The organism is Kitasatospora sp. NPDC057940 (assembly GCF_042887425.1).
GTDB lineage: Bacteria > Actinomycetota > Actinomycetes > Streptomycetales > Streptomycetaceae > Kitasatospora.
In genome coordinates, this window is sequence record NZ_JBHVPH010000056.1 from 1 (window position 1) to 25,802 (window position 25,802).

The following is a 25,802-nucleotide window of genomic DNA, read 5'->3' on the forward strand; positions in this document are numbered from 1 at the left end:
GCGCCGATGGTACTGCAGGGGGGACCCTGTGGGAGAGTAGGACGCCGCCGAACAATCATTCACAGAGAACCCCCATCCGGGAAACCGGATGGGGGCTCTCTGCGTTGTGGTTCACTCGTCCTGGAGTTCCTCGTCCTCTTCCCACCGTCGCGATTGCGCCTGGGCCGATGACCGGCCGTCGGGTTGAGGCGGTACCGGCGCCGTTCCCCACGCCGGCCGGGTCAGCCAGGAGTCCCTGTCGTTGGTGAGCCGGGCGATGCCCGTCCCGTCCGGCCGCATGGTGTAGAGGTCGGCCTCGGAGCCGGCGGGGGCCTGGGCGAACACGATGGACTTGCCGTCGGGCGCGTAGGACGCGGTGCCGTAGAAGACGTTGGACGGGGCGGGGGTCAGCGCGCCGATGGCGGTGCCGTCGGGGTGGACGGTGTAGATGCCGCCGCCGGGGGCGTCGGCGCGGCCGGCCGGGTAGGTGGTGAAGAGGATCTGGGTGCCGTCGGGGGACCAGTTGGCGCGGTCTCCGGCGCGCAGTTCCCACGGGGTGAGCTGCCGCAGCCCGGTGCCGTCCGCGGCGACGACGTAGATGGCGCGGCTGTTGGCGGGCTGACCGGTGGCACCGGTGCGGTACTCGAAGGTGAGCTGCTTGCCGTCGGGGGACCAACTGGGGTTGCTGACCTGCCCGGAGTACGGCTTGTCGTTGGTGAGGAAGGTGAGCCGCTGGACGTCGGTGCCGTCGGGGCTCATCAGGTAGAGGTCCGAGTACTGGATCTGGTTTCTGTCGGCTTGGTCGAGGGCGCCCCAGGAGCGGCTGAAGGCGAGTTGCTTGCCGTCGGGCGAGTAGGCGGGGGCGCGTTCGTCCTCGTTGGTGCAGTCGGCGGTGCCGGTCTCGCAGAGCTGGTCGATCTGGTGGGCGCCGTCGCCGTTGGTGGAGACCGTCCAGAGGCTGGCGGCGCCGCTCCGTGGGTCGGTCCGGTCGAAGGCGATCGTGCTGCCGTCCGGAGACCAGTCGGGGCGGTCGTCGCGGGTGCGGTCGGGCGGCTGGGTGACCTGGTGCCAATTGGTGCCGTCGGGTGCGAGGGTGACGATGGCGCTGGTGGTGCGGGCGGTGTTGAGGAAGACTCCGCCGACGATCAGACCGTTGTGCGCGGTGGCCGCAGGCGTTCCGGCGGCGGCGCCGACCACGCCGGGGCTCGCGGTGGCGGTCGTCGACTCGGCGGCGGTGGAGGGGGCGTCCGCCTGGATCTCGGACAGGGGGATCTCACCGGGTTCGGCGCCGCACCCGGTGAGCAGGGCGCTCAGCAGCAGAAGGCCCGCACCGGCGCTGGCGCGGGTGCGGGCCTCGGGTGTGGACCTGGGGGACTGCCGTGTGCGGGTCATCCGTGTCATATCCGCTCCGACCTTTCCGACCTCTCCGGCGTTCGCTCCGTCTCCGATGCAGGACGAAGGCCCCTCAAAGGGGCTGTCACTGTGTCAGACGGGGAGCGTCGGCGACCGGGCGACACGCGACGTCTGGCGTTCGGTCGGTCACACGGAGTAGAAGGTCTCACGGAGGGCGGCACGGAGTGGCGGCGTGGAGCGGTGGTGCGGGGTGGAACCGGGGCGGGGCCGGTCAGCCCCGGGCGGCGCGGCGCTCGGCCTTGGCGAGGGCTTCCGCCTCGTCCTCGGCCTCGGCGACCTCCAGGGTGGGCGCGGTGCCGTCGAGGTGGGAGGGCAGCCACCAGGTGTCGTCCGGGCCGGAGGGCTTGCCGGGGTACTCGCGCTGGGCCTGGTCGAGCATCTCGCTCATGGCCGCACGCAGCCGTCTGGTGACCATGACGGGCTTGTCGTTCGGGCCCAGGTGAATCGGCTCGCCGATCATGATGGTGACGGGGACGTGGCGCTTGGTCAGGGTCTTCGGGCGGCCCTTGGTCCAGAGCTGCTGGGTGCCCCAGAGGATGACGGGCAGCAGCGGGGTGCCGGAGTCGGCGGCCATCCGGGCGGCGCCGGTCTTGAACTTCTTCAGCATGAACGAGCGGCTGATGGTCGCCTCGGGGAACACCCCGACGACCTCGCCGGCCTTGAGGGCGCGCACGGCGGCCTCGTACGCGGGCTGTCCGTCGGTGCGGTCGACCGGGATGTGCTTCATGCCGCGCATCAGCGGGCCGGAGACCCGGTGCTTGAAGACGTCGTCCTTGGCCATGAAGCGGGTCTTGCGCTTGCCGCCGCGGTAGGCGCCGAGGCCGGCGAAGAGGAAGTCAAGGTAGCTGATGTGATTGCTGACCAGTACGGCTCCGCCCCTGGCGGGGATGTTCTCGGCGCCTACGATCTTGATCCGCACGTCGAGCGCACGGAAGGCGGTGAGTGCGGCGCCGATCACCGGCGGGTACACGAACTCTGCCACGGTCAGTCCTGACTTCCACGGGCCGGAGCCCGGTACGGCGGGTACCCGCGTCGCTGAGCGGGGGCCGACCGGAGCGCGGCACGCCGCGGCGGTCACGGGTGATTCACGGAGATGATCCCCCGAACGAGTGCCTGCTGTCACCTGAGGCGTGCGGTCAAGCGGATATTCGCGGTGTGATCTCCGTGATGAGTTCGGGTGGGAACTTTTCCCTCCCCGGCGACCTGGAGACCCCGCTCTGTGCCGGAGGGCCGGAGGCCCAAGGGGTGGCTAGGCTCCGGCGCCGACGCGACCCTGGGCGCGGCGGACGAAGGGGTAGACCTCACGGCCGAGGCAGTAGCCGAACGCGGCGTTGAGGAAGGCGGCGGCCAGGGCGAAGGCCGTGGCCAGCAGGCCGAGCCAGGCCACCCCGGTGAGGAAGCCGAGGGCGCCGACGACGGCGAACACCAGGCCGACTCCCTGCGCGAAGCGGGGCGGCCGCTCGTCCTCGGTCTCGGAGGGCGGGGCCAGCCGGGGGAGGAGGAAGGTCTGGTAGAGCCAGCCGTAGGGGGAGAGCCGCAGGCCGCCGAACGCGCCGAGTGCGAAGACGAGGGCCTGGACGGCCAGCAGTACGTCGCTGCCGGTGATGAGGGCGGCGGCCAGCACGATCGAGGTGAGCGCGGCGGCGAAGCGGGGACCGCGGGGGTCGATCTGCACGAGGGCTCCGGGAGGGTCGCGACGGGCGGCGGCGGGGCGCGTCAGCGACAGCGGGTGGTGGTGGCCCGGGCCAGGTCGACGACGCGGCGGGAGGTCAGCAACGGCGGTGCGGTGCGGTCGGATTCCACCCGGCGATCGTACGCGGGCCCGGCCCGGTGGTCGACCTCCCTTTTGAGGCCCGGGGCCGCTGCCGCAGACTGGGGACGGCCGGTTGGTGGTGTGCGTCGTGGTGTCGGCGCCGGCGACCACCTCCGGGCTGCTACGGGCACGGCACGACGGGAGGCTGAGGGTGCGCACCAACGGCGGGGCGGTACGGCTGTCGGAGGCGGAGCTGGGCGGGGCGCTCGGTGAGCGGGCGACCCTGGTCCAGTTCTCGACGGCGTTCTGTCAGCCGTGCCGGGCCACCCGCCGGGTGCTCGCGGAGGTGGCCGGCATGGTCGACGGGGTGGCGCACGTCGAGGTGGACGCCGAGGAGCGGCTGGAGCTGGCCCGTCGGCTGGAGATCCTGCGGACGCCGACCGTCCTGGTGTTGGACGGGGGCGGTCGGGTGGTGCGTCGGGCGGCCGGACTGCCGCGGAAGGTGGATGTGATCGCGGCGCTCGGCGAGGCGGTGTGAGCGCCGGGGGCCCAGGCGATCCTGCGGCGGATATGTAGTCCGATCAGGTGGTGTCGGGGCTGCTCTGGGGCAGGATGGGCGCAGACGGAAGTGCAGCCGCCTGACCTAAGCTACTGGCCAGTAGTGACCACTGGACTACTGCCGAGTATGCTGCCAGGAAGTTCCGGACCGGCACGGGAACCCGCTGCCCGGAGCGGGCGCGCACCGTGTTCGCGCCCCGCTTGCACAGCCGCAGCCGCCGGACGAGACCAGTACAGGAGACAGGCCGTGAGCTTGAGGATCGTTGTCTGTGTGAAGTACGTGCCGGACGCGACGGGTGACCGTCGGTTCGCGGACGACCACACCACCGACCGGGAGGGTGTGGACGGCCTCCTGTCGGAGCTCGACGAGTACGGCGTGGAGCAGGCGCTGCGGATCGCGGCGGCGAACGAGGGCGCCGAGGTGACGGTGCTGACGGTCGGGCCGGACGACGCGAAGGACGCGCTGCGCAAGGCGCTGTCGATGGGTGCGGACAAGGCCGTGCACGTGAACGACGAGGACATCCACGGTTCGGATGTGATCGGGACGTCGGCGGTGCTGGCGAAGGCGCTGGAGAAGACCGGGTTCGACCTGGTGATCGGTGGGATGGCGTCGACGGACGGTTCGATGGGCGTGCTGCCGGCGCTGCTGGCCGAGCGTCTGGGCGTGGCGCAGGTGACGCTGCTGTCGGAGGTGTCGGTCGAGGGCGGTGTGGTGCGGGGCCGTCGTGACGGTGACGCGGCGACCGAGCTGGTGGAGGCGGCGCTGCCGGCGGTGGTGTCGGTGACGGACCAGTCGGGTGAGGCCCGGTACCCGTCGTTCAAGGGGATCATGGCGGCGAAGAAGAAGCCGGTCCAGTCGCTGGACCTGGACGATCTGGGCATCGAGGCCGACGAGGTCGGTCTGGCGGGTGCGTGGACGGCGGTGGAGTCGGTGGCGGCGCGTCCGGCGCGGACCGCGGGCACGGTCGTCAAGGACGAGGGCGAGGGCGGCAGGCAGCTCGCCGGCTTCCTCGCCGACCAGAAGTTCATCTAGTCCCCCCCCCCGTTCGCGCATCCAACGATCGATCAGGAGCAACGAATCATGGCTGAGATCCTGGTTCTGGTGGACCACGCCGACGGTGTGGTCCGCAAGCCGGCCCTCGAACTGCTGACCCTGGCCCGCCGGATCGGCGAGCCGTCCGCGGTCGTGCTGGGCGCCGGTGCCGCCGCCGCCGACCTCGCGGCCAAGGCCGCCGAGTACGGTGCGGCCAAGGTGTACGTCGCCGAGGGCGCCGAGTTCACCGACCAGCTGGTCGTCCCGAAGGTGGACGCCCTCACCCAGATCGCCAAGGCCAACGACGCCGCGGCCGTCCTGGTCACCTCCTCCGGCGAGGGCAAGGAGGTCGCCGCCCGCGTCGCGCTGCGGCTGGGCTCCGGCATCATCACCGACGCCATCGACCTGGAGGCCGGTGACGGCGGTCCGGTCGCCACCCAGTCGGTGTTCGCCGCGTCCTTCCAGGTGAAGTCGAAGGTGACGAAGGGCGTGCCGGTCATCACCGTCAAGCCGAACGCGGTGGCCCCCGAGGCCGTGGCGGGCGCGGGCGCGGTGGAGAACGTGGCGGTGGAGTTCACCGGCAACGCGGCCAAGGTCACCTCGCGCACCCCGCGGGTCTCGACCGGCCGTCCGGAGCTGACCGAGGCCGCGATCGTGGTCTCGGGCGGCCGTGGCGTCGGCGAGGCGGCCGGCTTCGGCGTCGTCGAGGAGCTCGCGGACGCGCTGGGCGCGGCCGTCGGCGCCTCGCGGGCCGCCGTCGACGCGGGCTGGTACCCGCACAGCAACCAGGTCGGCCAGACCGGCAAGCAGGTCTCGCCGCAGCTGTACATCGCGGCCGGCATCTCCGGCGCCATCCAGCACCGGGCGGGCATGCAGACCTCGAAGACCATCGTCGCGGTCAACAAGGACCCGGAGGCCCCGATCTTCGAGCTGGTCGACTACGGCGTGGTCGGCGACCTGTTCGCCGTGCTGCCGCAGCTGACCGCCGAGGTGAAGGCCCGCAAGGGCTGATCCCCGCACAGGGCAGTCGGAGGGCGTGGCACCGAGTATTCGGTGCCACGCCCTCCGGCGTTTCCGGCACGGGCCGGCACGGGCCAGGTGGACGGCGGCTGGTGACCGCTGCCCACGGACGGTCCGGGTGCGGCCCGTAGAGTCGGCGCGACAGCGTGAGACGAGGGCGAGGACGGAAGCATGGCACTGCTGACCGCACTTCAGGGCGACTACGGGGACGCGGCGGACGCGCTGCGGATCGACGGGCGGGCGCTGTCCCGCGAGGAGCTGCTGGGCGCGGCGACCGCCGTCGCCGACCGGGTGGCCGGTGCGCCCGCGCTCGCCGTGCTCGCCCGGCCCGCCGTCGAGACGGTCGTCGCCGTGGTCGGCGGCCTGCTGGCGGGCGTGCCCGTGGTGCCGCTGCCGCCCGACTCCGGGCCCAAGGAACGCGAGCACATCCTGCGCGACTCGGGTGCGGTGCTGCTCGCGCACGCCGTGGGCGACACCGTGCCGGGTGAGGTGCAGGGGCTGCCGGTCGACCCGGCGGAACGCGCCGCCACCACGTTCGCCGAGCCCGCGCCGGACGCCACCGGCTTCGTCCTCTACACCTCCGGCACCACCGGGGCGCCCAAGGGAGCCGTGATCCGGCGCCAGGCGATCGCCGCGGACCTGGACGCGCTCGCCGCGGCCTGGCAGTGGACCGCCGAGGACACCCTCGTCCACGGCCTGCCGCTGTTCCACGTCCACGGACTGATCCTCGGCGTCCTCGGCGCCCTGCGAACCGGCAGCCGGCTCGTGCACACCGGGCGGCCCACCCCGGAGGGGTACGCGGCCGCGGGCGGCAGCCTGTACTTCGGGGTGCCGACCGTCTGGTCCCGGGTGGCGGCCGACCCCGGGGTGGCGGGTCGGCTGGCCTCGGCCCGGCTGCTGGTCTCCGGCAGCGCGCCGCTGCCGGTACCGGTGTTCGAGAAGCTGGCCGCGCTCACCGGGCACGCCCCGATCGAGCGCTACGGGATGACCGAGTCGCTGATCACCGTCAGCACCCGGGCGGACGGCGAGCGCCGGCCCGGCAGCGTCGGCCTGCCGCTGGACGGGGTGCGCACCCGGCTGGTCGGCGAGGACGGCGAGCCGGTGTCCTCCGACGGCGAGAGCGTCGGAGAGTTGCAGGTCGCCGGGCCGACCCTGTTCAGCGGGTACCTCAACCGGCCCGACGCGGATGCCGAGGCCTGGACGGCGGACGGCTGGTTCCGCACCGGGGACGTCGCCGTGATCGGTGAGGACGGCTTCCACCGGATCGTCGGTCGCGCCTCCGTCGACCTGATCAAGAGCGGCGGCTACCGGATCGGCGCCGGCGAGGTGGAGGCCGCGCTGCGCGACCACCCCGCGGTCGCCGACGCGGCGGTGGTCGGTGCGCCGGACGAGGACCTCGGGCAGGCCGTCGTCGCGTACGTCATCCCGGACGGCGCCGTGACGGGGGAACAGCTGACGGCCTTCGTGGCGGAGCGGCTGTCCGCGCACAAGCGGCCGCGCCGGGTCGTGCTGGTGCCCGAACTGCCCAGGAACGCGCTGGGGAAGGTGCTGAAGAAGCAGCTGTTGGCGGAGGCGGACCGGCAGGGATGAGGGGGCGTCGGGCGAGCGGCCCGATGACTGGCCTTCACCCTGATGCCCCGTCGGTGCTCACCGGCCGTGAACCCTTCCATTGGCTCACTCCACTGCGCGCCGTGAGCGGACGCGTGCCTACCGTGACACGCAGGCAGAACTGAATCCCTGGGCGGCATGCCACGGCTCCCGGTCGCACGACCGGAGGCCGTGGCATGCCGGGTGGGGTCTGCCGAGCCGTACGTGCCGTCTCACCGGGACGTGCGTGTCCGTAGCCGATTCCGCAGCCGCCCCCGTGGTGGCAGTTCGCAGCAGTGAGGGAAGACAGCAGGATGACCACCGTCAACACCGGCGCGCCGGGTGCCGCCGACGAACCGACCGGGCAGCACGCTGCCGCCACCGTCGACCAGCGGGCGGCCGCCGTCCGCCCGGTCCGCCCCGTCCGTCCCTCGCGGGCCGCCCGGGTGCGCCGGGGGATAGGCATGGCGGCCGTGATCGTGGCCGGTGCGGGTGTGATCGGCGTCGGCCCCGGCGTCAGCCCCGCCGCCGCCGAGTCCGCACCGGCGCACGCCGGGTGGGACGGGTCGCGGTACTGGTTCAAGAACAGTCAGGGGCAGTGGCGCTGGACGACGCACTACGACGTGTACGTGGCGCGGACGGGGGGCGGATCCTCCTCCGCGGCGAAGGCCCCGTCGACGGGCACGAAGTCGAGCGGGGGGATCAAGCAGGGGTGGGACGGGTCGCGGTACTGGTTCAAGAACAGCAAGGGACAGTGGCGCTGGACCACGCACTACGACGTGTACGTGGCGCGGACGGGGGGCGGATCCCCGTCGTCGTCCGGGTCGTCCGGATCGTCCTCGTCGGGCTCGGCCGGCGGCGCGGTGGCGGGGGACCAGAACGTCGAGTCCGCCGTGCAGTTCGCGCTGAGCCAGCTGGGCAAGCCGTTCCGGACCGCGGGCAACGGGCCGGACGGGTACGACTGCTCGGGCCTCGTCCAGCAGGCCTTCCGGCGCGGCGGGGTGAACCTGCCGCGGGTGGCCAACGACCAGTACGCGGCGACCACGCCCATCAGCGCCGGCCAGCTGCGCCGGGGCGACCTGCTGTTCTGGTCCCCCAACGGCACCAAGCGGGGCATCCAGCACGTGGCGATCTACCTGGGCAACAACCAGTACGTCGAGGCGGCGCGGCCGGGCACGCTGATCCGGATCTCGGGGATCAGCAGCGGCTACTACCCGTCGTACATGGGGCGGCCGTAGGCCGGGTGCTGCTAGGGCGTGTCTGACAATTCGCGTCGTGCGCCCGGCAGGAATTGCTCAGACACGTCCTAGGCGCGTGAGCCGGGGCGTTCGGGAGTTGTGGCCCGGGCGCCCCCACCGGGGGTGGGCCCGGCCCGCCGGAGCCCGTCGGGAAGCGGCTGGTCAGAGGTCGGTCGGGCGGGGGAGGGCGCCGCGGGCGCCCAGGGCGGTGACGGCGAAGGCGCCGGCGGCCACGGCGGTGGCGGCCGCGGCGGGGAGGTCGGCGCCGTGGGCGAGTCCGGCGGCGAGGGCGCCGCAGAAGACGTCGCCGGCACCGGTGGTGTCGACGACCTGGACGGCGGGGGCGGGCAGTCGGGCCGACCGTCCCTCGGTGGCGACCAGCGCGCCCTCGCCGCCGAGGGTGAGTACGACGCCGTCGGCGCGGCGGGCGAGGGCCCGGGCGGCCTCCTCGACGGTGGGGGCACCGGTCAGCTGGCGGGCCTCGACGGCGTTGGCGACGACCAGGGGGCGGCGTCCGGTCGGACCGGTGTCGGGGAGCGAGCCGGCCGGGGCGGCGTTGTGCACCCAGTGGGTGCCGTCGGCCGGCAGGGCGGCGGCGGTCGCGCGGATGCACTCCTCGGGGACCTCACCGCTGGTGAGGAGCACGTCGACGGGGAGCAGGTGCAGGCGGGCGAGTGCGGCGGTGACCTCGGCGGCGGTCAGGTGGGCGTTGGCGCCGGGGACGACGACGATGCTGTTCTCGCCGGCGGGGTCGACCATGACGATCGCCTGCCCGGTCGGCGCGTCGGGGTGGGTGAGCACGGAGCCCGTCTCGACCTCCGCGCCGCGCAGGTCGGTGAGCGCGGCTTCGCCGTCGGCGTCGCGACCGACCTTCGCGACCAGGTGGACGGCGGCGCCCATGCGCGCGGCCGCCACCGCCTGGTTCGCGCCCTTGCCGCCGAACCCCTGGGTGGCGGCGGTGGCGAGGACGGTCTCGCCGGGGGCGGGGAGGACGGGGCAGCGGAGGATTCGGTCGGCGTTGACCGAGCCGATGACGATGACGCGGCCGACCGGGAGCAGCTTCATCGTTCCTCTGTACGTGCTGGGGTGCGCGCGGCGCAAGCGGGCGCCGGGGGGCGCGCGAGGGGCGCGGGGAAGAATATGTCGACCGGTCTACTGAATTATGCAGACCGGTCTAGATATTGCCGAGAGGAATCTGTCGGTCGGTCTACATAGTCGGGTGGAGGGGGTGATGCGAGGTGATCTGGGGTGATGATGGCGCACAGGAAGTCGGACGGGCCGACTTCCTGTGCGTGCAGGGTGTGAGCGGGGTGCAACTTTGATGTAGACCGGTCTACATATTTCTCCCGGAAGGCGGCTGGCCTGGGCACATGCCCCTGTCAAGGGGCGGAGCGGGGCGCAACGGCGGGCGCGGTGGGGAGGTATGGGGAGCGGCGTGGCGCGGGTACCACCACGGGTGGCGCTGGTTCGGCCGACGGGGGCGCTGCCCGGTGCGAACGGCATCGGGGCAAGTCGAGGGCAGGGGACGTTGTGATCGTCTGGGTCAATGGCACATTCGGGGCGGGCAAGACGAGTGCCTGCCGCGAGCTGGTGGAACTGCTGCCCGGGAGCGTGCTCTTCGATCCCGAGCTGGTGGGCTTCGGCCTGCGCCGGATGCTCCCGGCCGACCGGCTGGCGACGGTGTCCGACTTCCAGGACCTGGCGGCCTGGCGCCGGCTCGTCCCCGAGACGGCGGCCGCGCTGCTCAGTGAGGTCGCGGGCCCGCTGGTGGTCCCGATGACCCTGCTCAGGGAGGACTACCGGGACGAGATCTTCGGCGACCTCGCCTCCCACGGCATAGCGGTGCACCACTTCGTCCTGGACCCAGAAGAAACGATCCTGCGTCACCGCATCGCCCACCGCGACGAGTGCCCGGGAGATCCGGAGGCCAGCGAGCGGGTCCGCACGTGGTGCTTCGAGCACGTGGCCCGCTACCGGGCCGCCCGGCGCTGGCTGGTCGAGGACGCCCGGATGCTCGACACCAGCGAGCTCACCCCCCGCGAGACCGCCCACCGGATCGCCGAACTGGTCCGCGTCGGCGCCGCCCGCTGCCCGATCGTCCAGACCCCCGACCCGACCGGGGACACCGTGGCCTCCGCCGTCCTGTTCTTCGACGAACAGGACCGCGTCCTGCTGGTCGACCCCGTCTACAAACCCGACTGGGACTTCCCCGGAGGCGTGGTCGAGCGCGGCGAGGCCCCCACCGACGCGGCCCTGCGCGAGACCGCCGAGGAACTGGGCCTGCGGCTCGACCCGACCGGGCTGCGCCTGCTCGCCGTCGACTGGGAGCCGCGCACCGGCCCGCGCCGCGGTGGCCTGCGCCTGATGTACGACGGCGGTCAACTGGACGCCCCCGCCCGCCAGAACCTGCTGCTCCAGGCGGAGGAGCTGCGCGACTGGCGCTTCGTCACCCTGGACGAGGCCGCAGACCTGCTGCCCCCGAGCCGCTACCGCCGCCTCGCCGCCGCCCTGGACGCCCGCCGCAGCGGCGAGTTGCGCTACCTGGAGGCGGGCCGCCGGGTCGCGCTCGGCCTGGCCAGTACGGCCGACGCGGCGTAGCCGCCTGGGGCGCCTGGCGAGCCCGGGTGTCGGGCCGCTCTGGGTGCCGGGCCGTCCAGAGGCGGTGGCCGGCGCTCCGGGTGTCGGCCGACGGCCCAGGTCGTTGGCCGATGGTCCGGCGGGGGCGGGAGGATGGGGGGCATGCCGTTCACACTGAGCCACCCCGCCGCCGTCCTGCCCCTGCTGCGCGCCGCCGGTGAGCGCGGACCGCTGGTCGCCTCGGCGCTGGTCGCCGGATCGATGGCGCCCGACGTCCCGTTCTTCGCCGAGTCGCTGCTGCCCGGGGTGTACGGCCACGGCGGTCTGACGCACCGCTGGTGGGCCGTGCCGACGCTGGACGTCGCGATCGCGGGCGCGCTGGTGGCCGGTTGGCACGGTCTGCTGCGCGCGCCGCTGGTGGCGCTGCTGCCCGACCGGTGGGCGGGCGCGGCCGAGGCACTGACGGTCCGGCGGCCCGCCGGGGGCGGGGCGGGTACGGGGGCGGCGTGGTTCGTTGCGTCGGCGGCGATCGGTGCGGCCACCCACGTCGGCTGGGACGCGTTCACCCACGAGGGCCGGCTGGGTGTCCGGCTGCTGCCGGTGCTGGACCGGGAGGTGGCCGGGGTTCCGCTCTACTCGGCGCTGCAGTACGGCAGTTCGGCGCTGGCCCTGGCCGCGATGGCGGGCTGGGCGGTGCGGGCGGCGCGGGGCGTGGAGCCGGTCCGCCCGGCCGTGGCACTCGCTCCCCGGGCGCGCCGCGCCGCCGTCGCGGCCCTGGGCGCGGCGACGGCGGTCGGGGTGCTGCACCGGCTGGTCCCGCTGCGGCGGAACCTGATCCCGGAGTTCTGCTTCGGCGCCGGGGCCGGGCTCGCGGTGGGCGCGGTCGGTTACGCGGTGGTGGCGGGTGCCGCCCGCAGGTTCCGGGGCGGGCGGCCGGTGCCGGGGACCGCCGACGGCGGCCCCCGGACCAACGTGCGTCAGACCGAGCGCAGTTCGGCGTAGCGGCGGAGGAACAGGGCCTCGGAGAGGGCCATCCGCTCCAGCTCCTGCGGGTCGACGCTCTCGTTGACCGCGTGGATCTGGGTGGTCGGCTCCTCGACGCCGATCAGCACGATCTCGGCCTTCGGGTAGAGCGAGCGCAGCGTGTTGCAGAGCGGGATCGAGCCGCCCTCGCCGGAGGCGACCATCTCGGTGCCGAAGGCCTCGGCCATGGCCTCGCCCATCGCCTCGTACGCCGGGCCGGTGGTGTCGGCGTTGAACGGGGCGCCGGTGCCCTGGCGCTCGACGGTCAGACGGGCGCCGAGCGGGATCTGCGCCTCCAGGTGGGCGACCAGCGCGTCCTGGGCGGCGTTCGGGTCGCTGCCCGGCGGGACGCGCAGGCTGACCAGGGCCTTGGCGGCGGCCTGGACGGAGGAGGTGGCGCCGATCACCGGCGGGGCGTCGATGCCGAGGACGGTGATCGCGGGGCGGGCCCACAGGCGGTCGGCGATGGTGCCGGTGCCGGTCAGGGCGACGCCGTCGAGCACCTTGGCGTCGGAGCGGAACTGCTCCTCCGGGTACTGGACACCGCTCCAGGTCTGGCCGCCGGCCAGTCCGGCCACCGCGACGTCGCCGTGCTCGTCGTGCAGCGAGGCGAGCATCCGGACCAGCGACTGCAGCGCGTCCGGGGCGGCACCGCCGAAGGCGCCGGAGTGCAGGTTGCCGGCCAGGGTGGTGACCGCGACCTCGACGACCGTCATGCCGCGCAGCGAGGCGGTCACGGTGGGCAGGCCGGGGGCGAAGTTGCCGGTGTCGCCGATGATGATGGCGTCGGCGGCGAGCAGTTCGGGGTGGGCCTCGGCGTAGCGCTCCAGGCCGCCGGTGCCCTGCTCCTCCGAGCCCTCGACGATGATCTTCAGGCTGACCGGGTAGCCGTCGCCGTACACCTGCCGCAGGGCCCGCAGGGCGGTCAGGTGCATCAGGATGTTGCCCTTGCAGTCGGCGGCGCCGCGCCCGTACCAGCGGCCGTCACGCTCGGTCAGCTCGAAGGCGGGGCTGAGCCAGGCGCTCTCGTCGAGCGGGGGCTGGACGTCGTAGTGCGAGTAGAGCAGCACGGTCGGCGCGCCCTGGGGGCCGGGCAGTTCGGCGTAGACGGACTGGGTGCCGTCCGGGGTGTCCAGCAGCTGGACGTTGGTCAGGCCCTCGGCGGCGAAGGCGTCGGCGACCCAGCGGGCGGCCTTCTCGCACTCCTCGACCGGGAACTGGCGCGGGTCGGCGACCGAGGGGAAGGCGACCAGTTCGGCGAGGTCGGTGCGGGCACGGTCCATCAGGGACCGGACGGCGTCGGCCAGCGGCTGTGACATCGGGGCTCCGAGGGGAAGGCTTCGCCCGAGGGGTGGTGCGGGCGGAGGGGCGGTTTGGGTACCGTCGATCATAGGCGGACTCGAACAGTCCGATTGGGTGGTTTCGCCAGGCGATCCCGGCCGGCGCACCGTCTGGTGGATCGGCCCGACGGGTAGGTCCGGGTTCGATCCGAATTCGGTCCGGGTTCGGTCTGGCGTTCGGGGCGGCGCGGCCAGCGGCGGGCTCGGCGGACGCATAGGATTGCTCGACGTGACTGACTCCGGAAGCTCCGATTCCCGCAGCCCACTCGACACCGAGGCCTCGCCGCTCGACGCCGAGGTACCCGGACGGCCGTCAGGCCGGCCGTCAGGCCGGTCGTCAGGTCAGCCGTCAGGCGAGGCGTCCGAGGGGGCGCCCGAGACGGTGTCCGAGACCGGGACGGCGCCCGAGACCGAGGCCGAGACGGTGTTCGAAGCCGATACCGAGGCTGGGTCCGAGTCCGAAGCCGAGAGCGAGGCCGAAGCCGAGGCCACGCCGAGGGTCGGCCGGTCGGCGCCCGAGCCGCTCGACGGCGTCTGGGACGTCGTGGTGGTCGGCGCCGGACCGGCCGGAGCCTCGGCCGCGCACGCCGCCGCCGTCCAGGGCCGGCGGGTGCTGCTCCTCGACAAGGCCGAGCACCCCCGCTACAAGACCTGCGGCGGCGGCATCATCGGCCCGTCCCGGGACAGCCTGCCGCCCGACTTCCGGCTTCCGCTGCAGGACCGCGTGCACGCCGTCACCTTCGCCTACGACGGGCGGTTCACCCGGACGCGTCGGTCCCGGCGGATGCTGTTCGGCCTGGTCAACCGGGACGAGTTCGACCTGCGCCTGGTGCAGGCGGCCAAGCAGGCCGGGGCGGTGCTGGTCACCGGAGTGACCGTCACCGGCGTCGAGCAGCGCGGCGGCGAGCACCGGACGGCGCTGGTGACGGCCGCCGACGGACGCACCTTCGAGGCGCGCGCGGTGGTCGGCGCGGACGGCAGCGCGAGCCGGATCGCCCGGCACGTCGGCGTCACCTTCGACCAGATCGACCTCGGCCTGGAGGCGGAGATCCCCGTCCCGCCGCAGGTCGCAGCGGACTGGTCGGGCCGGATCCACCTCGACTGGGGCCCGCTGCCCGGCAGTTACGGCTGGGTGTTCCCGAAGACCGAGTCGAGCAGCCTGACCGTCGGCGTCATCTCGGCGCGCGGCGACGGCGAGCGGACCAAGCAGTACCTCGCCGACTACATCCGGCGGTTGGGGCTGTCCGGCTTCACCCCGAGCGTGGAGTCCGGGCACCTGACCCGCTGCCGGGCCGAGGACTCGCCGCTCGCCCGTGGCCGGGTGCTGGTCGCCGGGGACGCGGCCGGACTGCTGGAGCCGTGGACCCGTGAGGGCATCTCCTACGCGCTGCGCTCGGGCCGGCTGGCCGGCGAGTGGGCGGTGAAGGTCGCGGAGTCGGGCAAGGCGGCGGACGTGCGGCGCGAGGCGCTGAACTACGCGTTCGCCATCAAGGCCGGGCTGGGCGTGGAGATGCGCGCCGGCAAGCAGCTGCTGGGCGCCTTCGAGCGGCGCCCGTACCTGTTCCACGCGGCGGTCTGCCTGGTGGCGCCGGCCTGGCGGGCCTTCGCCCGGACCACCCAGGGGCACACCACCTTCGCGCAGGTGCTCCGGCAGTACCGGGCGGCCAGGAAGCTGGCGGCGATGGCGTCCCGGTGACGGGAGGCGCATGCTGCCCTGGCAGCCGGGAAGGTCCGTCAGGCACCTGATGCGCGCACCTGAGGCGCGGGCCGGCGCTCCGTCGTTCGCGGAGCGCCGGCCCTTGCTGCCCTACCGGCCCAACGGGCCGTGCCCTCCGGCTATTTGAGCCCGGAGTCGAGTGCGTTGATGAGCGTGCCGGAGGGGGTGTCGCCGGACATCTCCCAGATCATGCCGCCGAGCAGGTTCTTCGACTTGAGGTAGGCCGTCTTCTGGGTGATCGACCAGGCGTCGTCGAAGGTCCACCACTGGCCGCCGGCTCCGGTGTAGCCGTACGTCGCAATGGACTTGGGGTCGTGGTACACGGTCAGGTTGGGGACGCCGGTGATGAGGTTGTTGTAGCCGCGGGTGCCGGCCTCCTCGCTGAACTGGCCCGGGGCCGCGCCGTTCGCGGACTGCCACACGCCGGAGGCGCCGCCGTCCGCCACGCCCTGCCAGCCGCGCCCGTAGAACGGGAAGCCGATGGTGAGCTTGCGCGGGTTGACCCCGGCGCCGAGATAGGTCTGGACCGCCGCGTCCACGCTGAAGTGGAAGTTGTACGGGTCGTTCGGGTCGGCGTAGAGGTTGGCCTGGGAGCCGGTGCGGTTGGGCTCCCAGGAGTTGTCGCTGCCGGAGCCGTGGAAGTCGTAGCCCTGGACGTTGGCGATGTCCAGCGAGCTGAAGATCTTCGTGAGGTCCCAGCCCGCGGCGACCTTCGCCGGGTCGGCCGGGGTGAAGGCGGTGAGCAGCTTGTGGGAGCCGCCCAACGCGTCGAGCTGCTTGCGGAATTCGGCCAGCAGCAGGGTCAGGTTGCCCTTGTCGTTGGCGCTCCAGTGGTTGCCCGCGTGGCCGTCGGCGGAGCCGGGCCACTCCCAGTCGAGGTCGATGCCGTCGAAGATCCCGGCCGCCACACCGTCGCCGCCGGCGCCGTTGTAGACCGGCAGGTTGCCCTTGATCCACACGTCGAGGCAGGACTTGACGAACTTCTGGCGGGACGCGTCGGTGGCGGCGACGTCCGAGAAGTACTTGGAGTACGTCCAGCCGCCGAGTGAGACGACCACCTTCAGGTTCGGGTACTTGGCCTTCAGCTTCTTCAACTGGTTGAGGTTGCCGCGGAGTTTGCCCCAGCCGTCGTCGGCCACGCCGTCCACCGACTGGTCGGCGCTCATCGGGCGGGCGTAGTCGGCGTCGGCGTCACCGGCGCCGGTGCCCTGGTCCGGGTCCTGCGGGTTGGCGGTGGTGCCCTTGGTGACGCCCGCCAGGCAGGTCAGGTTGACCGGATCGATGTTCTCGAAGGCGTAGTTGACGACGTCGAGCTTGGCCGCGCTGCCGGAGGTGTCGAGGTTCTTGACGAAGTACTGGCGGCCGTAGATGCCCCACTGGACGAAGTAGCCGACCCGGGCGTACTTTCCGGCGCCGACCAGGTCCGAGGTGGTAGCGGTGAGCGGGGCGGAGGCGGGGGAGGTGTTGTCGGCGGGGTCGCGGGCCTTCACGGTGAACGTGTAGGTGGTGGACGGGGACAGGCTGCCGACCGTCGCGGTCAGGGTGCTGCCGCTGACCGTCGCCACCTGCGTGCCGCCCTGGTAGACGTCGTACGCGGCGACCCGGACGTTGTCGGTCGCGGCGTTCCAGGCGAGCGTGATGTCCGACGAACTGATCGCCGTGGTCCGGAGGTTGGTCGGCGCGGTGGGCGGGACCCGGTCGGTCGACGGGTCGAAGGTGGCGGCGGTGACGGGCGGGCTGAGCGGTCCGGTGTTGCCTCGGCTGTCCTTGGCCCGGACGGTCAGCGTGTAGGTGGTGGCCGGGGTGAGCCCGGTGAGCAGGGCGCTGGTGGTGGTGCTGGAGCCGACCACGACGGCGCCGTTGAGCACGTCGTAGGAGGCGACCGGGAAGTCCCCGCCGGTGGCGACCGGCCAGGTCAGTGCGAGCGTGTGCGCGGTGGACTCGGTGACCGCCGGGGTGCCCGGCGCGGACGGCGGGACGTCGGCGGTGCCGTCGCACTTGTCGCCGTTGACACGGCAGTTGGCGGGGGTGGCGACCGGGCCGTTGCCGACGAACCAGAAGCTGTACGGCTCGGTGGTGCCGTGGGCGTTGACGGTGGCGTTGTAGAACGCGTTGGTCGCGGTGACGTGCCGGCCGTTGACGGTGGCGGTGCCGTTGTAGCTGTTGCCGATGGTGACGCCGACCGGCAGGTCGAACTCCAGGGTCCAGCCGGTCACGGCGGCGGCGTTGTCGTTGTGGACGATGTAGGTGCCCTGCCACCAGGAGCCGTTGTCGGCGGTGGTGAAGGTGGCGGTGAGTTTTCCGGCGGCGTTCGCCGGGGTGGCCAGCGCGGTGAGCGCGGCGAGGGGCAGGAGCAGGACGGAGAGCAGTGCCAGCAGTCTGCTGCGCACGCGCGGGCGCCTGGCCCGGGATCGAGCGGACATGGTTCTCCCTGTGGCTGTGGGGGTTGGACAGGGTGACGTAGAACCGCGGTGCTTGGTGCGTGTGCGAGGGGTGCCCGCGCCGTGGGGAGACGGGGCATGGGCACTGTAGGAGGACTGGACCAATGCGTCAACAGGTCTGTACCACTGGGGAGTTGGAGGATCGGTCGGGGCGGTGCGGGCCGGTCGGGGGGATGGCGGGGGCGAACTCCGTCACCTGTTCGCCCCCGTCAGCTCGTCACCGAGCGGGCTGCGCAGGTACAGCACCGAGCGGCCGTGCCGGGCCCGGGTGACCAGGCCGGTGGCGGCGAGGACGGACAGGTGCTGGCTGACCGCGCCGGGGGTGACGCCCAGCCGGTAGGCGAGGTCGGTGGTGGAGGCGGGTTCGGCGAGCAGGGCCAGCAGTCGGGCCTTCGGCGCGCCGACCAGCGCCTCCAGCGCGCGTGGCGGCACCGGCGTCCTCGGGGCGGCCATGCCCGCCTGGCCGCGTGCCGGGTAACTGATCTGCGGCGCACGCTCGTTGCTGATCATCGTGATCGCGCCGCGGGCGAAGAAGGTCGGGATGAGGACGAGGCCGCGGCCGTCGACGGCGGTCTCCCCGTCCCAGTCCGTCCACCGGCGGTTGATCGACAGGACGCCGTCCTCCCAGTGCAGCCGGTGGTCCAGGTCGGCGAAGAGCGCCGCCGCACCGTGCTGGGAGAGCAGCCGGGCCCGGTAGACCAGGTCGGCGTCCAGGACCGCACGGGCCTGCGGCCACCAGGACGGCGCGAGGCAGACCTCCCAGTACTCCTCCAGCGCGTCGGCGATCCGCTGCAACAGCCGCTCCGGGTCGGCCAGTCCGGCGGCGAGCCCGGCGGGCAGGGGCAGTCCGTGCGGCAGGAAGACCTGCTCCAGTTCGGGGCGCAGCTGCTCCGGCGGCAGCGCGCGGACGGTGGCCAGCTCGGTGCGGAAGTCGGCGGCGGGCGAGGCCGGGCGGGGCGTCAGGAAGTCGGGGATCCAGCGGTTCCCGGAGATGAGTGACAGCAGCAGCGTGGAGTCCAGCCGTTCGAAGACGGGCCGGAGCCGTTCGAAGGCCGGGGTCTGGAGCTGGTAGACGCCGGGGTGGGTCCACATGCGCAGGCTGAGCGAGGCCTCCTGGATCGGGGAGACGGCGAACCAGGTGGTGGCGAGGTCGGCCAGGCTGAGCGTGAAGCGGTGCACGGGGGTGGTCTCCTGCGACGCGGCGCATGGGCGCCGGGGCCGGGGTGCGTGGGGCGCGTGGTTTTAGCCAGAGCCTAAAGGAGTACCGGACCCGGACCGTCAGGCGGTGTGATCAGCACATGACCACCACCTCGCCGGCGGAGACGTCCGGACCCGACCCCGCCATGCCCGGAGGCGCCGCCATCACGGCAACCACCGCAAGCACCGCGACGGTCGCAGACCCCGCGACGACCGGAAACGCCGCAGCGACCGCAGACCCCGGAGACGTCGCGGACCCAGGAGACCCCGCCGGCCCGCAGGCCGGCGGCGGGCTCGTCAGCGCCGTGCGACGGCGGCTGCACCCCGACCCGATGGTCCGTCGGCTGGCCGGGCTCACCCTGGTCAACACGATGGGCAGCGGCCTGTCCATGTCCGTCGCGGTGCTGTTCTTCACCCGGGTGCTCGGTCTCAGCGCCGCCCAGCTGGGGCTCGGGCTGACCGCCGCCGGCCTGTGCGGGGTCGTCGCGAGCGTGCCGGCCGGCCGGGCCGCCGACCGTTGGGGCGCCCGGCCGGTGCTGGTCGTGCTGGTCGCGGCGCAGGCGGTCGGCACCGCCGGGTACACGCTCGTGCACAGCTATCCGGCCTTCGTGGTGCTGGCCTGCGGGGTCTCGGCCGTCGACCGCGGCGCCGCAGCCGTACGGAACGCGCTCTACGCCGAGGTGCTGCCGCCCGACCGCCGGGTGGCGGGCCGGGCCTACCTGCGGGTGGTGACCAACGTCGGCATCTGCCTGGGGACGGCGCTCGGCGCGATCGCGCTCCAGGTGGACACCAGGCCGGCCTATCTGACGGCGATCCTGGCCGACGCCGCCTCCTTCGCGGTCGTCGCCGTGCTGTTCCACCGTCTCCCCGTCCTCGCGCGCGCGGCCCCGGCCGCGCCGCGCGTGGGACCGGAGGCCGACGGTGCCGGGCGTGGCAAGCGGCGCAATCCGGCGTTGCGGGACGGCCCGTTCCTGGTCGTGACGGTGTTGAACGCGGTCCTCGCCCTGCAGTTCGCCGTCCTGGAGGTCGGCGTGCCGCTGTGGATCATCCATGACACCGAGGCGCCCCGGATCACCGTCGCGGGCACCCTGATCGTCAACACCCTGCTGGTGATCGCCCTTCAGGTGCGGGCCACCCGGGGGACGGAGGACCGGTCGACGGCCGCCCGGCTCTGCGGCCGCGGGGGGCTGCTGCTCGCCGCCTCGTGCCTGGTCATCGGCCTCGCGCACGGCCTGCCCGCGATCGTCGCCGCCCTGGTGGTGCTCGGCGGCATCGCACTGCAGTCGCTGGGCGAGGTGTTCGGCCAGGCCGGCGGCTGGGCACTCAGCTACGACCTCGCGGGGGAGCGTGACCACGGCGCCTATCAGGGCGTGTACAACGCGGGTTCGGCGGCGGCGATGATGGCCGGTCCGGCGTTGGTCAGCACCGCCGTGATCGGGTTCGGCCTGGCCGGTTGGGTCGTCCTGGGCACGGTACTGGCGGCGGCCGGCCTGGCGATGGGCCCCGCCGTCCGGTGGGCCGGACGACGGGGAGGGCACGCCGGGGGCCGGTGACGCGGCCGCTCCCGGACGGGCGCGAGGACCTCGATCCCGATCAGCACCTCGGGCCGGATTGGCCCTGGCCGAGGGGCGGGTGGGCGTGCCAGAGTCGTGCGGGCGTCGCCCGGGCACCCGGGGCGGCGCCGCAGTCCGACCCACCCTCAGCCGGAAGGCAGGCCCCGCCGATGACCAGCGCAGAGCCCCTCGTCCGCGTCACCACCGCCGACGCCGTCACCACGATCACCCTCGACTCGCCGCACAACCGCAACGCACTCTCCACCCGGCTGATGGCCGAACTGCACGCCGGTCTGGCGGTCGCCGCGGCCGACCCGGAGGTCCGGGCCGTGGTGCTCGGGCACACCGGCAAGGTGTTCTGCGCGGGTGCGGACCTGTCCGAGGCGACCGGCGCGGACCCGACGGTCGGCCCGCGCGGCCTGGTCGAGCTGCAGCGGGCGATCGTCGACTGCACCAAGCCGGTGATCGCCGTGATCGACGGGCACGCCCGGGCCGGCGGCCTCGGCCTGATCGGCGCGGCGGACCTCGCCCTCGCCGGGCCGGCCGCGACCTTCGCGTTCACCGAGGTCCGGCTCGGCCTCGCGCCCGCCGTGATCTCGCTGCCGCTGCGCCCCAAGCTGGACCCGCGCGCCGCCTCCCGCTACTACCTCACCGGCGAGGTCTTCGACGCCGCCGAAGCCGCCCGGATCGGCCTGATCACCCGCGCCACCGAGTCCGCCGAGGACACCGGGGTCGCGTTGAAGGGCCTGCTGGACGCGCTGCGCCAGGGCTCCCCGCAGGGGCTGGCGGAGTCCAAGCGGCTGGCCAACGCCGAGGTGGCGCGGTCCTTCGAGCGGGACGCGGAGGGGCTGGTGGAGCTGTCGGCGCGGCTGTTCGGGTCGGCGGAGGCGCAGGAGGGGATGCGGGCGTTCCTGGAGAAGCGGCCCGCGCGCTGGGTGCGCTGACCCCTGGCCACTCCACCCCCGGGCCGCTCCACCCTCGGCTGCTCCCAGCGCGCGGCGCGCCATGCGCTGGGAGCACTGCGGCCTCAGCCGATGGCCGCGCCGGTGCGCCAGAGTTCGAGCAGCGCCTCGTCGCCGTCGAGTTCGACCTGTGCGGGCCCGATCGGGAGCCGGTTCCACAGCAGCAGGTACAGGTCGTGGGCGGGGCCGGTGAGGGTGAGGTCGGCCGGTTCGGCGCCGCCGCCCGTGCCGACGGTCGGCGGCTCCTGGGTGATGGTCAGCTGCCAGGAGCCGGGGCCGTCGGTGGCCCGGACCCCGATGGTGCGGGTCCGTTCGCTGCGCAGCCGGGAGCGGCTGCCGGCCACGAAGCCGCTCAGCAGTTCGTCGATGCCGTCGAGGGCGAGGGCGGTGTCCACCCGGGGGCCCTCGGTGCCGGCCGCCGCGTCGGCGTCGGCGCGGTGGACGGCGGTCTCGTGCGCCTGGCGGCGGGCCCAGAACCCGAGCGGGCTGGGCGACGGCAGGAAGCTCCAGCACTGGACGTCGGCCGGGGCCCGGGTGAGCGCGTCCACCAGGGCGGCGTGGCCCTCGCGGAACCAGTCGAGCAGTGCCGCGTCGGACGGCGCCGGCCCGATCACGGCCAGCCTGCCGTCCTCGTCGAGGGGCGCGGGCAGGCCCTGGGAGGGGTAGGCGGCGGCCCAGCGGTGGACGTTCCCGACGTGCCTCACCAGGTCGTTCAGGCTCCAGTCCGGGCAGGTCGGTACGGGGGCGGCGAGGTCGGTCCGGGCGGCCGCCTCGGCGAGCAGGGTGCCCTCGCGGCGCAGGGCGTCGATGTGTTCGGTGATCTCCATGGGAGGGAGTGTGGCACCGGAGCCCGCCGTCGGTCGCGGTTTTCGGACCCGCCCGGGCGGGGGCCCGGGCCCGGCCGCGGGAGGCCGCAGGCCAGGGCGGGTGCGGGGCCGGTGTGATGTTGACCGCCCGGCCGCCGGCCGGACCCTACGGGCCGGTAACGTGAGCTCATGCCGATAACCCGTTCGCTGCTCTCCGCGGTCCGAGCCGGTGGCCGCCGTGCCGCCGGCCGCCTCGTCCACCGGGGCTGGCGCTGGGTACAGCGGACCGGCGCGGTCACCCGGCAGAGCCCGGGCCCGTACCGGTTCGGCGAGTTGGGCGACGGTACGACGCTGGCGTTCCCGCTCGGCGCGGTCTTCAACGAGCAGTGGATCACCATCGGGCCGTTCTCGATCATCGGTGAGCGGGTCACCATCAGCGCCGGTTTCCTGCCCGGCCTCGACCTCGGGCCCGAGCCGATCGTGCGGATCGGCGGCGGCTGCGTGATCGGCCGGGACAGCCACATCGTGGGCCACCAGTCGATCGTCCTCGGCGACGATGTGTGGACCGGGCCCGGCGTCTACATCTCCGACCAGGCGCACGAGTACCGGTCCACCGACCTGCCGATCGGCAAGCAGTGGCCGCGCAACGAACCGGTGGAGATCGGCGCCGGGAGCTGGATCGGCACCGGCGCGGTGATCCTGCCGGGGGCCCGGATCGGCCGCAACGTGGTGGTCGCGGCGGGCGCGGTGGTGCGCGGCGAGGTGCCCGACCACAGCGTGGTGGCCGGAGCGCCGGCCAAGGTGGTCCGCCGGTGGACGGCGGAGGAGGGCTGGCAGCCGCCGCTGCGCCACGACGCGCCCCAGCCGGTGCCGGACGGTGTGACGGCGGAGCAACTGCGGGCCCTGGTGGGGTGGGACCTGCGGTTGCCGGGGGAGCAGGACTGATGCACCCGCGCCGCCGTCCCGGTGGCGCGGGTGTCGTCGGCCGGCCACGCCCTAGTGGACGGCGGGGGCCTGTTCGGCGGCGCGGGCGGCGATGGCGGCGGTGATCCGCAGGACGTCGGCGGGGCGGGCGGGGTCGAGGCCGGTCAGGGCGGCGATCCGGCGCAGCCGGTAGTCGACGGTGTTCGGGTGCAGGTGCAGGGCGCCCGCGGTGTGTCGCCGGTTGAGCCCGCCGGCCAGGTGGGTGCGCAGGGTGGTGAGCAACTCGCCGCCGTCGGCCAGCGGTTCGAGCAGTGCGGCGAGCCGGGAGCGGGCCTGGCTGGGGCGGGTGAGCTGGTATTCGAGCAGGACGTCGTCGAGCCGGTACAGGCCGGGTGGGCGGTCGAACGCGCGGGCCACGTCCAGGACTTCGTACGCGAGCGCGGCCGCGCCGGGGACCTCGCCCGGTGCGGCGGCCGCCGCTGCGGCCAGGACGGGGACGCCCCCGGCCCGGGCGGCCGCGGCGACGGTGGCGGCCAGGTGCTGCCACGGGAGCTCGGCGGGCGTGCCGGGCCGCCCGGGCGCGCGCTCCGGCGGGGCCTCCGGGGGCGGGCCGAGCGGGACGAGCACCAGGCCGCCCGAGGGGGTGAGCGCGGTGATCGCCGACTGCCGTGTCCGGTGGTCGAGTTCGGCGACGAGCCGGCGGAGCTTGCGGCGGCCGGCGATGCCCGGGTCGACGCCGGGGGCGTGCTCGTCGGGGTGGTCGGCGACGGACAGGCACAGGACGGCGTACCGGGGTGGTAGTCGGAGTCCGGCCCGGGCGGCGGCCTCGTCCGCCGGGGTGCCGGCGAGCAGTGCGGTGAGCAGTGACTGCCGGGCGGCCGCGTGCCGGTCGCCGGCTGGGCGGCGTTCGTCGAGGTAGCCGGCGCCGGCCGCGGTGGTGGCCTGGCGGAGCTGGTCGAGCAGCAGCCGGTGGAGGACGAGCAGGTCGGCGGCGTCGCCGTCGCGGGCGTGCCGGGTGACGAACTCCCAGCAGACCTCCAGCCCGAGGTGGTGGGCGAGCAGGACGGCGTCCAGCGGCAGGCCCTCCTCGGCGCGGCGGGCGGCGGCCTCCCGGACGGCGGCGAACTCCTCGTCGGGGGCGGGGAGTCCGGTGCGGACGGCGTGGGCCAGGGCGCGGATCCGGCGCTCGGTGTCGCGGGTGAGTTCGCCGGTGAGCTGTTCGCGGGGCAGGCGGTGGTACACCGGCACGCGGTCCAGCAGGGCGGCGACCACGCTCTCGGCCAACTCGCGTACACCGCCCAGGAGTCGCTGGTCGGCCGGTCGGCCGCCGATCACCGGGACGCGCCAGCCGGGCGTCCGGTCGGCGGAGTGGTCGGCGGAGTGGTCGGGCGCGCGGACGGGTGTACGGGCGGGGGTGCGGTCGGGTGTGAGGTCGGGGGCGGCGGTGGGCGCGGAGTGCGGCTCGGAGCGGGGTGTGGCGTCGGGTGAGCGGCCGGGCGAGGCGGCGGGTGCGTTGTGACCGGTCACAGAGAACACCGTCCAGGTCTGGGGAACGCCCAAGGGCCGGGCCGGAGGGGCGACCGCATGATGGAGCCACTCGGGTTACCTGTTGGTAACAAACTTCCGCCGTGGAGGCAACAGTTGAGAACCCCACTTCTCCGCTTCTCCGCAACTCCCGTGCGCCGCAGGCTCGGCGGGGCCATCGGCGCGACCGTCCTGGCGGGCGCGCTGCTGGTCGGCGCGTCGGCCGCCCCGGCGAGCGCCGCGACGTCCCCCTCCGTCGCGCCCGCCGCCGCCCGCTCCATCGCCGCCGCCGCCACCTCCGCCTCCGCCGAACTGCCGCCCGACGGTGACTCGGTGGCCTCGCCGCCCGGCGCCAACGACTGGAACTGCCGCCCGAGCGCCGCGCACCCCGATCCGGTGGTCCTCGTGCACGGCACCTTCGCCAACCGCTACGAGAACTGGCTCGCCCTCTCCCCGCTGCTGAAGGGCCTCGGGTACTGCGTCTTCGCGCTCGACTACGGCACCATCCCGGGCGTCACCTCCAGCGGCAGCGGCCTGCTGCTGCCGATCGGCGGCCTGGGCCCGGTGCCCGAGTCGGCCGCCCAACTCGGGCGGTTCGTCGACCTGGTGCTGAAGGCGACCGGCGCGGCCAAGGTCGACATCGTCGGGCACTCGCAGGGCGGCATGCTGCCGAACTACTACCTGAAGTTCCTCGGCGGCGCCGCGAAGGTCGGCCGGCTGGTCGGCCTGGCGCCGTCCAACCACGGCACGACGCTCGACGGGATCACCGAGCTCGTGCCGTACTTCCCCGGCGTCGCGGACCTGATCTACACCGTCTGCCAGGCCTGCCGCGACCAGGCGGTGGGCTCCGACTTCAACCGCACGATGGCCTCCCGCCCGGACACCGTGCCGGGCGTGAGCTACACGGTGATCTCGACCGTGTACGACGAGGTCGTCACCCCGTGGCGGACCCAGTTCCTGACCGGCCCGGCCGTCGACAACGAGGTGCTGCAGAACCACTGCCCGATCACGCTCGCCGAGCACGTGGCGATCGCGTTCTCGCCGACGGCGCTGCACCTGGTGACCAACGCCCTGGATCCGGCGCACGCCACACCGGTGTTCTGCGGCTGATCCGCACCCGTCGGAACGCCGCGGCCCGGGAGGCCTCCCTCCCGGGC

At 73.9% G+C, this 25,802-nt stretch carries 21 protein-coding genes; 12 read left to right on the top strand and 9 right to left on the bottom strand.

What is annotated here, in order from left to right; all coding sequences use genetic code 11:
• Positions 1-111 precede the first annotated feature (111 nt).
• From ACFVTF_RS38005 to ACFVTF_RS38015, 3 genes are all read right to left on the bottom strand, one after another.
• Positions 112-1,371: a TolB family protein gene (locus tag ACFVTF_RS38005; RefSeq protein WP_387818807.1), complete on the bottom strand. Its 1,260-nt coding sequence runs from the start codon at positions 1,369-1,371 to the stop codon at positions 112-114.
• Between the two features lie 232 nt (positions 1,372-1,603).
• On the bottom strand, positions 1,604-2,374 hold the full coding sequence (locus ACFVTF_RS38010) for a lysophospholipid acyltransferase family protein (RefSeq protein WP_371521090.1): 771 nt from the start codon (positions 2,372-2,374) through the stop codon (positions 1,604-1,606).
• 267 nt (positions 2,375-2,641) lie between these two features.
• On the bottom strand, positions 2,642-3,067 hold the full coding sequence (locus ACFVTF_RS38015; RefSeq protein WP_371521092.1) for a DUF4395 domain-containing protein: 426 nt from the start codon (positions 3,065-3,067) through the stop codon (positions 2,642-2,644).
• Positions 3,068-3,281: 214 nt separating this feature from the next.
• Here ACFVTF_RS38015 and ACFVTF_RS38020 point away from each other — a divergent pair, with 214 nt between their 5' ends.
• From ACFVTF_RS38020 to ACFVTF_RS38040, 5 genes are all read left to right on the top strand, one after another.
• Positions 3,282-3,683, top strand: a complete 402-nt coding sequence (locus ACFVTF_RS38020; protein ID WP_371522955.1) for a thioredoxin family protein — start codon at positions 3,282-3,284, stop codon at positions 3,681-3,683.
• Between the two features lie 267 nt (positions 3,684-3,950).
• Entirely contained in the window at positions 3,951-4,736 is a 786-nt protein-coding gene (locus ACFVTF_RS38025; RefSeq protein ID WP_363585624.1) for an electron transfer flavoprotein subunit beta/FixA family protein, read from the top strand.
• A gap of 48 nt (positions 4,737-4,784) precedes the next feature.
• Complete coding sequence (locus ACFVTF_RS38030; protein ID WP_387818809.1) at positions 4,785-5,747, top strand: electron transfer flavoprotein subunit alpha/FixB family protein; 963 nt, start codon at positions 4,785-4,787, stop codon at positions 5,745-5,747.
• Positions 5,748-5,927: 180 nt separating this feature from the next.
• Positions 5,928-7,346, top strand: a complete 1,419-nt coding sequence (locus ACFVTF_RS38035) for an acyl-CoA synthetase (RefSeq protein WP_387818811.1) — start codon at positions 5,928-5,930, stop codon at positions 7,344-7,346.
• Positions 7,347-7,657: 311 nt separating this feature from the next.
• Positions 7,658-8,581, top strand: a complete 924-nt coding sequence (locus ACFVTF_RS38040) for a C40 family peptidase (protein ID WP_387818813.1) — start codon at positions 7,658-7,660, stop codon at positions 8,579-8,581.
• Positions 8,582-8,743: 162 nt separating this feature from the next.
• Here the strand turns inward: ACFVTF_RS38040 and ACFVTF_RS38045 are convergent, their stop codons facing one another.
• A complete protein-coding gene (locus ACFVTF_RS38045) occupies positions 8,744-9,646 on the bottom strand; it encodes a PfkB family carbohydrate kinase (protein ID WP_387818815.1) in 903 nt (300 codons plus the stop codon).
• Positions 9,647-10,111: 465 nt separating this feature from the next.
• Between ACFVTF_RS38045 and ACFVTF_RS38050 the strand changes: the two genes are divergently transcribed.
• Positions 10,112-11,179, top strand: a complete 1,068-nt coding sequence (locus ACFVTF_RS38050; protein WP_371521105.1) for an NUDIX domain-containing protein — start codon at positions 10,112-10,114, stop codon at positions 11,177-11,179.
• Positions 11,180-11,320: 141 nt separating this feature from the next.
• On the top strand, positions 11,321-12,160 hold the full coding sequence (locus tag ACFVTF_RS38055; RefSeq protein ID WP_387818817.1) for a DUF4184 family protein: 840 nt from the start codon (positions 11,321-11,323) through the stop codon (positions 12,158-12,160).
• Here ACFVTF_RS38055 and ACFVTF_RS38060 read toward each other — a convergent pair.
• A complete protein-coding gene (locus ACFVTF_RS38060) occupies positions 12,136-13,500 on the bottom strand; it encodes a dipeptidase (RefSeq protein ID WP_371521110.1) in 1,365 nt (454 codons plus the stop codon). The genes ACFVTF_RS38055 and ACFVTF_RS38060 overlap by 25 nt on opposite strands.
• A gap of 403 nt (positions 13,501-13,903) precedes the next feature.
• Between ACFVTF_RS38060 and ACFVTF_RS38065 the strand changes: the two genes are divergently transcribed.
• Positions 13,904-15,217 carry a geranylgeranyl reductase family protein gene (locus ACFVTF_RS38065; protein ID WP_387818819.1) on the top strand — a complete coding sequence of 438 codons (1,314 nt, stop codon included), beginning with the start codon at positions 13,904-13,906 and terminating at the stop codon, positions 15,215-15,217.
• A gap of 140 nt (positions 15,218-15,357) precedes the next feature.
• Here ACFVTF_RS38065 and ACFVTF_RS38070 read toward each other — a convergent pair whose 3' ends face one another.
• Positions 15,358-17,661: a glycosyl hydrolase family 18 protein gene (locus ACFVTF_RS38070; RefSeq protein ID WP_387818821.1), complete on the bottom strand. Its 2,304-nt coding sequence runs from the start codon at positions 17,659-17,661 to the stop codon at positions 15,358-15,360.
• Between the two features lie 210 nt (positions 17,662-17,871).
• The gene (locus ACFVTF_RS38075; RefSeq protein WP_387818823.1) at positions 17,872-18,858 is read right to left on the bottom strand and encodes an ArsR/SmtB family transcription factor; all 987 of its coding nucleotides are present in this window, start codon (positions 18,856-18,858) and stop codon (positions 17,872-17,874) included.
• A gap of 119 nt (positions 18,859-18,977) precedes the next feature.
• Here ACFVTF_RS38075 and ACFVTF_RS38080 point away from each other — a divergent pair, with 119 nt between their 5' ends.
• Both ACFVTF_RS38080 and ACFVTF_RS38085 read left to right on the top strand, forming a co-directional pair.
• Positions 18,978-20,429 (top strand): MFS transporter, encoded by a 1,452-nt coding sequence (locus ACFVTF_RS38080; protein ID WP_387818825.1) that lies wholly within the window; start codon positions 18,978-18,980, stop codon positions 20,427-20,429.
• 170 nt (positions 20,430-20,599) lie between these two features.
• Positions 20,600-21,373 (top strand): enoyl-CoA hydratase family protein, encoded by a 774-nt coding sequence (locus ACFVTF_RS38085; protein WP_387818827.1) that lies wholly within the window; start codon positions 20,600-20,602, stop codon positions 21,371-21,373.
• A gap of 83 nt (positions 21,374-21,456) precedes the next feature.
• Here the strand turns inward: ACFVTF_RS38085 and ACFVTF_RS38090 are convergent, their stop codons facing one another.
• Complete coding sequence (locus ACFVTF_RS38090) at positions 21,457-22,218, bottom strand: maleylpyruvate isomerase family mycothiol-dependent enzyme (RefSeq protein ID WP_387818829.1); 762 nt, start codon at positions 22,216-22,218, stop codon at positions 21,457-21,459.
• Positions 22,219-22,386: 168 nt separating this feature from the next.
• Between ACFVTF_RS38090 and ACFVTF_RS38095 the strand changes: the two genes are divergently transcribed.
• On the top strand, positions 22,387-23,142 hold the full coding sequence (locus ACFVTF_RS38095; protein ID WP_371521127.1) for a DapH/DapD/GlmU-related protein: 756 nt from the start codon (positions 22,387-22,389) through the stop codon (positions 23,140-23,142).
• A gap of 51 nt (positions 23,143-23,193) precedes the next feature.
• Here the strand turns inward: ACFVTF_RS38095 and ACFVTF_RS38100 are convergent, their stop codons facing one another.
• A complete protein-coding gene (locus tag ACFVTF_RS38100; protein ID WP_387818831.1) occupies positions 23,194-24,648 on the bottom strand; it encodes a PucR family transcriptional regulator in 1,455 nt (484 codons plus the stop codon).
• Positions 24,649-24,762: 114 nt separating this feature from the next.
• Between ACFVTF_RS38100 and ACFVTF_RS38105 the strand changes: the two genes are divergently transcribed.
• Positions 24,763-25,755: an esterase/lipase family protein gene (locus ACFVTF_RS38105; RefSeq protein WP_371521133.1), complete on the top strand. Its 993-nt coding sequence runs from the start codon at positions 24,763-24,765 to the stop codon at positions 25,753-25,755.
• The last annotated feature ends 47 nt before the right edge of the window (positions 25,756-25,802 follow it).